This window comes from Gordonia sp. NPDC003376 (assembly GCF_053589235.1).
On the sequence record NZ_JBSFRM010000042.1, the window covers coordinates 26,091 to 37,987 of the forward strand.

Sequence of the window (11,897 nt, forward strand, 5' to 3'; positions counted from 1 at the left end):
AGGTCGGCCGACAGAGGGTTTCGACACGACTTGTCGCTACGCTCCTCGTCGGATCAACCACCAACGGCGGGTTGCTGATTGAGCCGGGACCGAGCGAAGCGAAGACCTGTGTCGAAATCTCCGCAGCGTGCGTGGGATGCGTGACCGCCTCCGGAGTGGTCACGTTGGCGAGGTCGGCCGACAGAGGGTTTCGACACGACTTGTCGCTGCGCTCCTCGTCGGCTCAACCACCAACGGCGGGTTGCTGATTGAGCCGACGACCGAGCATCACGAGGACCCGTGTCGAAATCCCCGGCGGGCGCTGGGTGGCGACCGGATCTGAGGTGGTGCGGCTACATCCCGGCCGGGGGATGCCCGAGGCAGAAGACTGCTCCGAGTGGGTCCTTGAGCGCGGCGAGCGTGCCGTAGGGGGTGTCCTCGCCGGGCATCAGGATCTCGGCGCCGAGCTTCTCGGCGGCGGTGACGGTGGCGCGGACGTCGTCGACGCACACGTACACCTGCCAGAACGACGGCACCTCCGGCGGGTACATCCCGGCGGCATCCATCACCCCGGCGTAGGCGGTCTCACCGAAGAACAACTGCGAGTAGCGATCCGGGCCGGGCTGATCGGGATCGGACTTGGCGATCACCTCGTCGGTGCGGGCGCCGACCACCTCGGCGTAGTAGGCGAGGGTCTTGTCGTAGTCCTTGCTGTGACACTCGAACCAGTATGGGGATCCGTGCACACCCCACTCGCTGAAACCTTTGTGTTCGTTCGGCTTCCAGTAGCCGATGGCGGCACCAGCGGCGTCGATGGTGAACATCATCGATCCGGCGGGTCCCACCTCCATGGGCGGCACGATGACATTTCCGCCCGCGGCCTCGGTGTTCTTGGCGGTGGTGTCGAGATCCTCGGAATGCAGATACACCGACCACACGTTGGGTGGCCCGCCCGCCTCCTCCATGTACGGACTCAGTCCGGCGACGAACTGTCCGTGGTTGGTGAAGTTCTGATAGCCGCCCATCTCGGGGTTCGGCGGTGCGTCCACCTCCCAGCCGAAGATGTCGTGGTAGAAGTCGGCGGCCTTGGCCGGGTCGCTGCTCATCAGGTCGAACCAGATCGGTGCGCCAACTGGCGCGGAGTAATCGGACATGGCAGGTCCTCTCGAGTCGGGTTGTGACATCAGGACTGACCTCCAGGGTCGTCGGAATTCATCGGCGCCGCGCACGAACCCCCGAATTCGCGACATGCGTGAGGAAGTCGCGGGCGGCGCCTGCCTCCGGCCGATTGCCGCCGAGCCAGACCGCGCGCAACGACCGGCGCAGGTCGACGCCCACGACGTCGACGGCCACCAGCCGTGATCCGACGTCGTCACGCACCGACAGATCCGACAGCACGGCCGGGCCGGCGCCGGCGATCACCGCCGATCGCACGGCAGCGGTGGTCGACAACTCGAGGACCGGCTGCGGACGTACCGTGTGCTCGCCGAGCGCGTGGGCCAGGGCACGGTCGAGCACCAGGCGTGTGCCCGAACCGAGTTCACGGGTGACGAGCGGGGTGACGGCCAGTTCGGCGGCGGTCACCGGCCGGCGTCGTCGTGCCCACGGATGAGCGGGTGGGACCACCAACGTGAGGAAGTCTTGGGCGACGACACGGCTGCGTACGCCCGCCGCCACGGTGGGGCCCTCCACGAAGCCGAGTTCGACGTCGCCGGCGCGGACCATGTCGCAGGCATGTTCGGTGTTGGTGGCGGTGAACGACACCTTCGGCGGTTCGCCACCGGCGGTGTCGGCGGCAAACGACACCAACCAGCGTGGGAGAAGGTGTTCGGCGATGGTGAGACTGGCCGCGATCCGCAGCTCCCGGCGGCGCTCCTGGCGGAGTGCGGCGAGCCCGGTGTCGAACTCGCCGGCCAGCGCCAGCAGCCGTGCCGCCCATTCGGTGACGATCGTGCCTGCCTCGGTCAGTGTGGTACCGGTGGGAGAGCGGTTCAGCAGCGACACCCCGAGTCGCGTCTCGAGGGCGCGCATCCGCGTTGACACCGCCTGCTGGCTGATGCCGAGTTCGGTAGCTGCGGCGTTGAGGCTTCCGGTGCGGGCCACTGCGACGAGGGTCTCGAGGGATGCCAGATCAGGCATCCGGGCGGAGAGGGACACCCCGACAGGTTACAACCGATGGTTGTAACAGTTGCAGAAGATTGGTCCCTACCGGGAGAGCGGCCCGGCGGCGAGGGTGGGAGACATGACCATCGCCGCCCCGCGATCACGTGCAGCACTGCGATCCCGCGCAGGGGACCGACTCCGGCCCGCGCCGCTGCCGGTGCGGCCGGAACGTTTCGCCCATCTGCCGCCCAACTGGTTCGCCGTGGTGATGGGCACCGGGATCATCGCCGTGGCCGCCCACGGGATGCCGGGACATCCGGGGTTCCTCACGCCGGTCGCAGTGGTTTTCTGGGCGCTGGCATGTGCGGTCTTCGTTCCGGTGGCGGTGGCGACCGGCGTGCAGTGGCTGCGGTATCCGCACATCGCCCGCGGCCATCGCCGGCATGCGGTGACCGCCCACTTCTACGGGGCGGTGCCGATGGCCACGCTGACCGTCGGAACGTCGACATTGGTCGGCGGCTCGACCGTGATCGGCGACGACGCGGCGCTCGTCGTCGACCTGCTGTGCTTCACCGTCGGCACGATCGGCGGTCTGGTCACCGCGGTGGCCATCGGCATGCCGCATCTGTTCGGCCGGCGTGGCGACCGGAACGAGGTCTTCGGTGGCTGGCTGATGTCGGTGGTGCCGCCGACGGTGTCGGCGTCGTCGGCGGCCCTGCTGGCGGCGACGGTCACCCCCGTCTGGGCCCGGATGACCTTGCTGACGGCTGGCGTCGCCTGCCTGCTGTGCTCGATCGCGATGTCGGTGCCGATCCTCGTGTTGGTGCTGCGGAGTCTGGTGACCGGCGGGATCGGGGCGGCTCCCATGGTCCCGACGTGGTGGATCGTGCTCGGTCCGCTCGGCCAGTCGGTCACCGCGGCCGGGCTGCTCGCCGTCGCGCCGGCCGGCCTCGCCGACCCGGCCACCGACCGCCTGGTCGATCAGCTCGCCGTCGGCTACGCCGTCCCGGTGTGGGTGCTGGCGCTGGCCTGGATCGTGATCGCCACGGCGGTCACCGTCCACACCGTGCGCGCGGGGATGCCGTTCGCCCTGACCTGGTGGTCGTTCACCTTCCCGGTGGGGACCTTTGTCACCGGATCGAGCGTGCTGGCCGCGGCCACCGGCCTGGTGGTCTTCGGGGTGGTCGCCTGGGTCGCCGGGGTGGCGCTGGTCGCGGCGTGGGTGGTGGTCGCGGGCCGTACGCTCGTCGGACTGGCTGCCACCCGCTGACGTCCGGGTCGGTGGTGGCACGCTGGAGGGATGACCGAGACACGTTCTGTCCGTGACCGCATCGCGGTGGCCCTCTGGCCGGCCATGGTGGTGGCGGGGCTGCTCATCGTCGGAACCTCCCAGGTCACCTGGGGCTATTCGAACGAGGGAGTGGGCCTGCGGATCGGGGGTCTCGGTGGTGTGGGCGCCAGCTCGGCGTCACGCGAGGATGTCGAGGCGTTCTTCGCCGACCACACGCAACGGCCCGGACTGGTCACCCTCGCGATGGGACTGGTGATCGTGGTCGCGGCCGTCGTCGCCTGGTGGCGACCGTTGCGTGCCAGGCGTGGCGTGCAGGTGGGTGCGGCGGTGATCGGTGGACTGGCGGCGATCGTGACCGTCGTCTACTCCGCGATGGTGCTCGGCGACCCGGCGAGCTATCTGTTCAGCTCGACGATCATCGACGCGATGGACCTGCCCAACCCGCTGTTGCGGCCCGGCTGGGGACTGATCGCGACCCTCGCCGTCGGAGTTCTCGCGTTGGTCGGCGCCATGACGGCCGGAGTGTGGGCCGTCCGCCAGAACCGCCGCACCGACGAATGGTCGGCGATCGACGGCCCGAACGAGCCCGGCCTCCAGGAACCCTGATCACCCCGAGCTCAACTCACCAGTAGCCGTCGGGATCGACGTCGGGCGATTCGGCCGGGATGATGCCCTCGGCCACACCGTGGTCGATACTCGCCGACAACCTCGGGCAGGTCCGCATCATCGCCGGGTTGCCGCCGATCCGGCGGATCTCCTCGAGCTCGTCGCACCGTACGCGGGCGGCGGCATTCCACTGCACGCTGGTGTGGTGCGGACTGGTCTTCTTGACCATCACACATGCGTGGCACGACCGGCATTCGATCTCGGTCATCCCACCACGTAGATAGTGTTCGCGGTCACGGGCGGTGGCCCGGTGGACGCGGTCGGACCGCTCCGGATCGCCACTGAAGTCGGGCGCCTTGGCCCACCCGCCACCCCCGACGGTGGAGACCGTCGGGGTGTCGATGTCGTCGATCGCCCGGGTCATCGGACTCAGACCCGCGTCTCGGTGGTCTCCGCGATCTCCTCTTCCCGGCGACGTCGGATGTTCTCCTGCACCTCGATGTTCCAGTTCTCGACAGCCTTGGTGGTGTCGATCTCGTACTCGAAGCGCTGGGTCATCTCGTCGGTGACGTCGGCCTTGTCGACGTAGAACTGTTCGTACCAGCGGCGCAGCTGGTAGACCGGGCCGTCCTCCTCGACGAGCAGTGGATTGTCGATGCGGGTCTTGTGCTTCCAGATCTCGACGTCCTGCAGAAAGCCCACCTCGATGCCCGCGGTGATCTTCTGTGCCATCTTGGCGCCCTGCTCCTGGGTCAGGCCCTCGGGGATCTTCGCCATCACCCCGTACATCAGCACGAACGAGTTCGCGTCGATCGGGTAATGGCAGTTGGTCAGGATGGTCTCGACCGCGTAGCCGCCGTAGTACTGGACCATCGGGTTGAGCATGTAGGACGGTCCGTAGTAGGCGGCAATCGACTCCAGGCGGGTGTCACCGTAGGCGGTGCCCAGCGAGATGTCCGGGCGCCCATGGGAGTTCATGTACTGGGCGGCGGTCTCACCCTCGAAGACGTTCTTGAAATAGTCCGGCAGGGCGTAATGCACGTAGAAGAAGTGCGCCATGTCGACGACGTTGTCGATGATCTCGCGGCAGTTGGAGCCCTCGATCACGATGCGGTTCCAGGTCCAGGCCGTCCACTGCTCGGTGCCGACCTCCGCCAGCTCGGGGATGATCGGCTCCTCCGGCGGCGGGTCGCCCTCGGGATCGTTGTAGACGAAGACCTGGCCGTTGCGGACCATCGTGGGCCATGCGCGGGTCTTGGCCAGCTTGGGATTGCGCTTGGCGTAGGGCACCCCGGCGCAGCGGCCGTTGCCCTTCCACAGCCAGCCGTGGAACGGGCAGGCGACGTCGTCGCCGCGCACGCTGCCCTGCGAGAGGTCACCGCCCATGTGCCGGCAGTACGCGTCGAGCACCTTGATCTCACCCTGTGTGTCGGCCCAGACGACCAGCTTGGTGCCGAAGATCTCCACCGAATGCGGCTTGGCGTCGCGGAACTCGTCGACGAGGCCCAGGCAGTGCCAGCCTCGTGCGAACCGCGTCGGCGGGGTGCCGGTGTCGATCTCGCGGACCCCGGTGTCGGCGGACCCGCCCGGTCCGGACATGTGCTGCGTGATGCTCATCGGATCGCTCCTGTGTTCGGTGCCGGCGCCGTCCCCGGTGGAGGTCCACTGACCACCACACAGAGAGCAGTGGGGGTGGCGCGCGGTGGTCGTCGTCCACTCCAGATACTAGAACATGTTACAAAATGTGCCCCGGATGTGGGGTCTGAAGAGTTGAATGAGGCAGGAAAGCGTGCAAAGTCCCAGTACTCGACATAAATGAGAACGTGTTCTAGTCTCGGATCCGTACCCGCAACCGGGTGGTGCACGCCACACGACGAGAACAGGAATGGGTGACATGCCACGTCAGCGCAGTGAGGCAGCCGAACAGGTCCTGGAGAAGATCAACGCGCTGCTGCCGGAGATCGAGCAGCGCGCCCAGCAGACCGAGGACCTCCGACGGATTCCCGACGAGACCGTGTCCAGCCTCGAGGGTGCAGGCTTCTTCCGGCTCCTGCAGCCCGAGCAGTGGGGTGGCCTGCAGGCCGACCCGGTGACCTTCTACGAGGCGGTCCGGCGTCTGGCCACCGCATGCGGGTCTACCGGCTGGGTCGCCGGCATCATCGGTATCCACAACTGGCATCTCGCCCTGTTCGACCAGCAGGCGCAGGAGGAGGTGTGGGGCACCGACACCTCGGTGCGCATCTCGTCGTCGTATGCGCCGATGGGAATGGGGGAGGTGGTCGACGGCGGCTACAAGGTGAACGGCAACTGGGCGTTCTCCTCCGGCTGCGAGATCGCCGACTGGACCTTCGTGGGCGGACCGGTGTTCAAGCGCGGAAAACCCGTCGACTTCGTCAGCTTCTTGATCCCGCGCTCGGACTACACCATCAAGGACGTGTGGAATGTGGTCGGGCTCAAGGGCACCGGCTCCAACACCCTCGAAGTGAAAGATGTGTTCGTGCCCACCCATCGAGTGCTGAGCATGCGCACCATGGCCGAGTACCGCAGCCCGGGCCTCGAGCACAACACCGCCCCGGTCTACAAGATGCCGTGGGGCACCATCCATCCCAGTACCATCTCCACCCCCATCGTCGGCATGGCGTACGGCGCCTACCACGCCCACGTCGAGCATCAGGGCAAGCGCGTGCGTGCCGCCTACGCCGGGGAGAAGTCCAAGGAGGATCCGTTCGCCAAGGTCCGGATCGCCGGTGCCGCCAGCGACATCGACGCCGCATGGCGTCAGCTGTCGGGCAACCTGCAGGCCGAGTACGACCTCATCCTGGCCGGCGAGGAGATCCCGATGGAACTGCGGCTGGCCGCCCGCCGCGACCAGGTGCGCGCCACCGCCCGCGCCGTCTCCTCGATCGACTCGCTCTTCGAGAACTCGGGGGCCGGCGCGCTGAACAACGATTCGCCGATCCAGCGGTTCTGGCGCGACGCACATGCCGGACGCGTGCACGCCGCCAACGATCCCGAGCGTGCCTATGTGGCCTTCGGCAACGGCGAGTTCGGGCTCCCCATCGGCGACACGATGGTGTGACGGGTGCCGTTCCGCCGATTCCCCTCCCACGTCAGGAGCAACAGATGACCGACTGTCCGATCAGCTCCCTCGGCTACATGCGCATCGAGGCGACCGACGTCGCCGCGTGGCGTGAGTACGGACTCAAGGTCCTCGGCATGGTCGAGGGCAAGGGCTCCACCGAGGGGGCGCTGTACCTGCGGATGGACGACTTCCCGGCCCGCCTGGTGATCGTCCCCGGCGAGCACGACCGGCTCGCGTCGTCGGGTTGGGAGTGTGCCGATTCGGCAGCCCTGCAAGAGGTCCGGGACCGGCTGTCGGTGGCCGGGGTGGTCTACCGGGAGGCCAAGGACACCGAACTCCTCGACCGCCGCGTCGACGAGATGATCATCTTCACCGACCCGGCCGGCAACACCCTCGAGACGTTCTGCGGTGTGGCACTGCAGCACCGGCGCGTCGTCAGCCCGTACGGCCACAAGTTCGTCACCGGCGACCAAGGCCTCGGACATGTGGTGCTGACCTGCTCCGACGACAAGGCGGCACTCGAGTTCTACCGCGACGTGCTGGGCTTCTCCCTGCGCGACTCGATGCGCCTGCCGCCGCAGGCCGTCGGTCGTGAGGAGGGCGACGAGGTGCCGTGGCTGCGGTTCCTCGGCTGCAACCCGCGCCACCACTCGCTGGCCTTCCTACCGATCCCCAACTCCACCGGCATCGTGCACCTGATGGTGGAGGTGGAGAACTCCGACGACGTCGGCCTGTGCCTCGACCGCGCACTGCGCAAGAAGGTGCCGATGTCGGCGACCCTGGGCCGCCACGTCAACGACCTGATGCTCTCCTTCTACATGAAGACGCCCGGTGGCTTCGACGTCGAATACGGCTGTGAGGGAAGGCAGGTCGACGACGGCGAGTGGGTCGCGCGGGAGAGCACCGCGGTCAGCCTGTGGGGCCACGACTTCACCGTCGGATTCCGCAACGGATAGCCATGGACGTCACGATGAACTCTGCGACACCCGGGGTCGACGGATTCCACCCCGCCACACCGTTCGGGTCCTCGGACTTCGACTCCCGCCAGTTCCGCACCGCCATGGGCCAGTTCTGCACCGGGGTCACCGTGATCACCACCCTCGACCCCGACGGGGGACCCGCCGGATTCGCCTGCCAGTCGTTCGCCGCGCTGTCCCTGGACCCGCCACTGGTGCTGTTCTGCCCGCAGAAGAGCTCCCGCACCTGGACGCTGATCGATCAGCGCGGGGCGTTCTGCGTCAACGTGCTCGCCCACCGGCAACAGGATGTGAGCGCCGACTTCGGCGCACCCAGTGAGGACAAGTTCGCCGGGGTGGTCTGGGACCCGTCACCGTCGGGGCTGCCGGTGATCCGGCACTCGCTCACCTGGGTGGACTGCACCATCGAGCACGTCACCGACGGCGGTGACCACCACATCGTCATCGGGCGGGCGCAGACCCTCGGAGAGGTGTTGCAGGACAAGCCGTTGCTGTTCTACCGCGGCGGCTACCTGTCCACCGAGCACCCGCGGGTGACCCCGGCGCAGGCCGAACTGGAGAACTTTCTCACCTGGACCGGAGGGGACACGTGGTTGTGACGACACCGGACGGGGTGACCGCCCCGCTCACCGCTGCGATCGCCGAGGCGGAGGCACTGATCGCGTCGGCGCCGTTCGTCACCGGCGAGCAGGACCTCGCCGAGGGGTACGACTACCTCGCCGGATCGATCTCGGCGATCCTGCACCTGGTGCGGGCACGGAGCCTGAGCCACCCGGTGTTCGTGACCTCCACCGGCCCGTATTCCAAGATGGGCCTGGACAATCCGGACACTCTCTACTATCACGCCGACATCGAACCGTCGGGCATGTATCGGGTGCGAGGCCGGCGGGGCACCACCACGGATCTGAGTTTCCAGGTGCTGCGCGGCGACTACTCGCCGACCGAGGTGCCCGGTGGTGCCGACGCCTTCGACGACCGACGAATCCCGATCGCCGCCGACGGCACCTTCGAGCTGGCCTTCGGCCCTGTGGAGGCGATCGAACCCGGCGCGTCGTCGTTCCCGCTGGGCGAGGGGGCATCGATGCTCGCGGTGCGCGAGGTGTACTCCGACTGGTCGGAACACAAGGGCGACATCATGATCGAACGCGTCGACACCGTCGGGACCGCGCCCGTCGAACCCGACCTGGAACGCGTCGCGCGCCGCTACCGCACCGCGGCGAAGATGCTCACCGCACGGATTCACACGTGGTTCAACTTTCCCAAGTGGTTCTATCTCGACGAGCCGGTCAACACCTTCACCCCGCCGCGCCCGACCCCCGGTGGGTTGTCCACCCAGTTCTCGTCGGTGGGGCACTACCGCCTCGCCGACGACGAGGCGATGGTGATCACCGTCCCGAGATCCGATGCGCCCTATCAGGGATTCCAGCTCGGCAGTATGTGGTATATCTCGCTGGACTACGTCCACCACCAGACCAGCCTGAACTCTGCGCAGGCACAAGTGGATCCGGACGGGATGATCCGGATGGTGGTGTCCCACCGCGATCCCGGGATCGTCAACTGGATCGAGACCACCGGCCGGCACACCGGAATCCTGCAGTTCCGTTGGCAACGCACCGCTGCTCCGCTCGGCCCCGAATCGGGGCCGAGCGCGCAGGTCGTCGGTATCGGGGACGTGGCCGCGTATCTGCCGTATCACCGACACAACCGGATCGACGCCGCCGGCTGGGCAGAGCGAATCGCGCTACGGCAGAGGTCTTTTGCTGCGAGGATGTTGGGATGACCACAGAGCTGCTCGCCGGCAGGATCGTGGTGGTGTCCGGTGTGGGACCGGGGCTGGGCAGGGCGATCTGCCTGCAGGCCGCGGCCGCCGGTGCCACGGTCGTGCTCGCTGCCCGCACCGAATCCCGGCTCGCCGACATCGCCGCCGAGATCGACGGCGCCGGCGGGCGATCCCTGGTGGTGCCCACCGACATCACCGCCGACGACGCCGTCACCGCCCTGGTGGAGACGACCCTCGGCGAGTTCGGTCGGGTGGACGTCCTGGTGAACAACGCCTTCGCCCTTCCGTCGATGAAACCGTTGGCCCGCACCGACTTCGACCAGATCACCTCGGGACTCGACCTGACGGTTCTCGGCACCCTCCGGGTGATCAAGGCGTTCACCGCGGCACTCGCCGAATCCGGCGGCGCCATCGTCAACATCAACTCGATGGTGATCCGGCACTCCGAACCGCGATACGGCAGCTACAAGATCGCGAAGTCGGCGATGCTGGCGATGTCACAGACCCTCGCATCCGAACTGGGGGACAAGGGAATCCGGATCAACTCGGTGGCCCCCGGCTACATCTGGGACGATCAGCTCAAGTGGTACTTCGGGGAGGTCGCCAAGAAGTACAGCACAACTCCCGAGCAGGTGTACGAGCAGACCGCAGCACGCTCCGACCTCAAACGATTGCCGGAGCCCGACGAGATCGCCGACGCGGTGGTCTTCCTGGCCTCGCCGCTGGCACGGGCGATCACGGGACACACCCTCGACGTGAATTGCGGTGAATACCATGACTAGCACACGCACCAGCGTCGGGACCGTCGACGACCTCCACGAATCGGCGACCCGCGCAACCGGACTCGATGACTTCGGGGACGACTCCCATCGTGAACCGCTGCAGATCCTGCTCGACTCCTACCGCACCGAGGCGGGCCTCACCGAGACCGGCAGCAAGATGTTCCGCTTCTTCCTCAAGGGAGCACTGATCGCGCGGCTGTTCAGCGAGGCGTCGTGGCAGGCCAATCCGGGCTACGCCGACGTCGACATCGTCCGCCCGGTGTTCGTCACCGGCCTGCCGCGCACCGGCACCACCGCACTGCACCGGCTGCTCAGCGCCGACCCGCGACATCAGGGACTCCAGATGTGGCTGGCGGAGTTCCCGCAGCCCCGTCCGCCCCGCGAGACGTGGGCCGAGAACCCGGTGTTCCGGCAGATCGACGCGGGCTTCGAACAGCACCACGTCGACAACCCCGAGTTCATGGGTCTGCATTACATGGATGCCGGTGAGGTCGAGGAGTGCTGGCAACTGCTGCGGCAGAGCGTCATGTCGATCTCGTACGAATCGCTCGCGCATGTGCCCAGCTACTCGCGGTGGCTCGCCGGGCAGGACTGGACGCCCGCGTACGCGCGGCACCGGCGCAATCTGCAGCTGATCGGGTCGAACGATCCGGGCAAGCGGTGGGTGCTCAAGAACCCGAGTCACCTGTTCGCTCTCGACGCGCTGATGGCGACCTACCCGGATGCGCTGGTGATCCAGACTCATCGGGCACCGGAGACGATCATCGCCTCGATGTGCAGTCTGGCCGAGCACGCCACTCCCGGGTGGTCCACCACCTTTGTCGGCGAACGGATCGGACGATCCCAGCTCGAGCTGTGGTCACGCGGTCTACGCGAGTTCTCCACGGCACGAGGACGATACGACCAGCGCCAGTTCCTCGACATCGACTTCGCCGACCTGCGGGCCGATCCGTTCGGCGTCGTCGAGCGGGTGTACGCGGCGCTCGATACCGAACTGTCGGAGGACGCGAGGGCGGCGATGACGGCCCTCGACGAGGAGAGTCGTTCCGGGGCACGCACACCTCGGCACCGGTACCAGCTGTCGGACTACGGCCTCGACGAACAGCAGGTGGCGGCCGCGTTCGAGGGCGCGTGACCGTTGAACCGGGGTTTCGACTCGACGTGTATACGGAGAGTTGATGATTGAGCCGGGTCCGAGCCTTGTTGGTGATTTCAGTGTCACTCTTGTGGAGCCACCAAGTTGGTGGTTGTGTTCAGTCCACCGGGCATCTGGCTCTGTTGGTGGTTGACCGTTCCC

General features: G+C 67.3%; 12 protein-coding genes. 8 read left to right on the top strand and 4 right to left on the bottom strand.

Annotated elements, in window-relative coordinates:
• Positions 1–332 precede the first annotated feature (332 nt).
• Positions 333–1,133, bottom strand: coding sequence for a VOC family protein (locus ACWDUA_RS24495; RefSeq protein WP_449753631.1), 801 nt, complete (start codon positions 1,131–1,133; stop codon positions 333–335).
• 58 nt (positions 1,134–1,191) lie between these two features.
• Positions 1,192–2,118, bottom strand: a complete 927-nt coding sequence (locus tag ACWDUA_RS24500; protein WP_449753641.1) for a LysR family transcriptional regulator — start codon at positions 2,116–2,118, stop codon at positions 1,192–1,194.
• Between the two features lie 103 nt (positions 2,119–2,221).
• On the opposite strand from ACWDUA_RS24500, the gene ACWDUA_RS24505 reads away from it, so the two are divergent.
• Entirely contained in the window at positions 2,222–3,352 is a 1,131-nt protein-coding gene (locus ACWDUA_RS24505; protein WP_449753632.1) for an SLAC1 family transporter, read from the top strand.
• 30 nt (positions 3,353–3,382) lie between these two features.
• Positions 3,383–3,979 carry a hypothetical protein gene (locus ACWDUA_RS24510; RefSeq protein ID WP_449753633.1) on the top strand — a complete coding sequence of 199 codons (597 nt, stop codon included), beginning with the start codon at positions 3,383–3,385 and terminating at the stop codon, positions 3,977–3,979.
• A 16-nt stretch (positions 3,980–3,995) separates the two neighbouring features.
• On the opposite strand, the gene ACWDUA_RS24515 is transcribed toward ACWDUA_RS24510, so the two are convergent.
• Together ACWDUA_RS24515 and ACWDUA_RS24520 are read right to left on the bottom strand one after the other, a co-directional pair.
• Positions 3,996–4,403, bottom strand: coding sequence for a hypothetical protein (locus ACWDUA_RS24515; protein ID WP_449753634.1), 408 nt, complete (start codon positions 4,401–4,403; stop codon positions 3,996–3,998).
• A 5-nt stretch (positions 4,404–4,408) separates the two neighbouring features.
• A complete protein-coding gene (locus tag ACWDUA_RS24520; protein ID WP_449753635.1) occupies positions 4,409–5,596 on the bottom strand; it encodes a Rieske 2Fe-2S domain-containing protein in 1,188 nt (395 codons plus the stop codon).
• Positions 5,597–5,873: 277 nt separating this feature from the next.
• Between ACWDUA_RS24520 and hsaA the strand changes: the two genes are divergently transcribed.
• Genes hsaA through ACWDUA_RS24550 form a run of 6 tightly spaced genes read left to right on the top strand, consistent with a single transcriptional unit; the run spans position 5,874 to position 11,735 of the window.
• The gene (gene hsaA / locus ACWDUA_RS24525; RefSeq protein ID WP_449753642.1) at positions 5,874–7,058 is read left to right on the top strand and encodes a 3-hydroxy-9,10-secoandrosta-1,3,5(10)-triene-9,17-dione monooxygenase oxygenase subunit; all 1,185 of its coding nucleotides are present in this window, start codon (positions 5,874–5,876) and stop codon (positions 7,056–7,058) included.
• A gap of 44 nt (positions 7,059–7,102) precedes the next feature.
• On the top strand, positions 7,103–8,017 hold the full coding sequence (gene hsaC / locus ACWDUA_RS24530) for an iron-dependent extradiol dioxygenase HsaC (protein ID WP_449753636.1): 915 nt from the start codon (positions 7,103–7,105) through the stop codon (positions 8,015–8,017).
• A 14-nt stretch (positions 8,018–8,031) separates the two neighbouring features.
• Complete coding sequence (gene hsaB, locus ACWDUA_RS24535; protein WP_449753637.1) at positions 8,032–8,637, top strand: 3-hydroxy-9,10-secoandrosta-1,3,5(10)-triene-9,17-dione monooxygenase reductase subunit; 606 nt, start codon at positions 8,032–8,034, stop codon at positions 8,635–8,637.
• The gene (locus ACWDUA_RS24540) at positions 8,628–9,818 is read left to right on the top strand and encodes a hypothetical protein (protein WP_449753638.1); all 1,191 of its coding nucleotides are present in this window, start codon (positions 8,628–8,630) and stop codon (positions 9,816–9,818) included. Before hsaB ends, ACWDUA_RS24540 begins: the two co-directional genes overlap by 10 nt.
• Positions 9,815–10,600, top strand: coding sequence for an SDR family oxidoreductase (locus ACWDUA_RS24545; RefSeq protein WP_449753639.1), 786 nt, complete (start codon positions 9,815–9,817; stop codon positions 10,598–10,600). The genes ACWDUA_RS24540 and ACWDUA_RS24545 overlap by 4 nt, the downstream gene beginning before the upstream one ends.
• Positions 10,593–11,735 (top strand): sulfotransferase family protein, encoded by a 1,143-nt coding sequence (locus ACWDUA_RS24550; protein WP_449753640.1) that lies wholly within the window; start codon positions 10,593–10,595, stop codon positions 11,733–11,735. The genes ACWDUA_RS24545 and ACWDUA_RS24550 overlap by 8 nt, the downstream gene beginning before the upstream one ends.
• Positions 11,736–11,897: the final 162 nt, after the last annotated feature.

Bases quoted from the DNA above. Each gene is read 5' to 3' on its own strand.
- ACWDUA_RS24495 (WP_449753631.1), bottom strand. From the start codon at position 1,133: ATGTCCGATTACTCCGCGCCAGTTGGCGCACCGATCTGGTTCGACCTG.
- ACWDUA_RS24500 (WP_449753641.1), bottom strand. From the start codon at position 2,118: ATGCCTGATCTGGCATCCCTCGAGACCCTCGTCGCAGTGGCCCGCACC.
- ACWDUA_RS24505 (WP_449753632.1), top strand. From the start codon at position 2,222: ATGACCATCGCCGCCCCGCGATCACGTGCAGCACTGCGATCCCGCGCA.
- ACWDUA_RS24510 (WP_449753633.1), top strand. From the start codon at position 3,383: ATGACCGAGACACGTTCTGTCCGTGACCGCATCGCGGTGGCCCTCTGG.
- ACWDUA_RS24515 (WP_449753634.1), bottom strand. From the start codon at position 4,403: ATGACCCGGGCGATCGACGACATCGACACCCCGACGGTCTCCACCGTC.
- ACWDUA_RS24520 (WP_449753635.1), bottom strand. From the start codon at position 5,596: ATGAGCATCACGCAGCACATGTCCGGACCGGGCGGGTCCGCCGACACC.
- hsaA (WP_449753642.1), top strand. From the start codon at position 5,874: ATGCCACGTCAGCGCAGTGAGGCAGCCGAACAGGTCCTGGAGAAGATC.
- hsaC (WP_449753636.1), top strand. From the start codon at position 7,103: ATGACCGACTGTCCGATCAGCTCCCTCGGCTACATGCGCATCGAGGCG.
- hsaB (WP_449753637.1), top strand. From the start codon at position 8,032: ATGAACTCTGCGACACCCGGGGTCGACGGATTCCACCCCGCCACACCG.
- ACWDUA_RS24545 (WP_449753639.1), top strand. From the start codon at position 9,815: ATGACCACAGAGCTGCTCGCCGGCAGGATCGTGGTGGTGTCCGGTGTG.
- ACWDUA_RS24550 (WP_449753640.1), top strand. From the start codon at position 10,593: ATGACTAGCACACGCACCAGCGTCGGGACCGTCGACGACCTCCACGAA.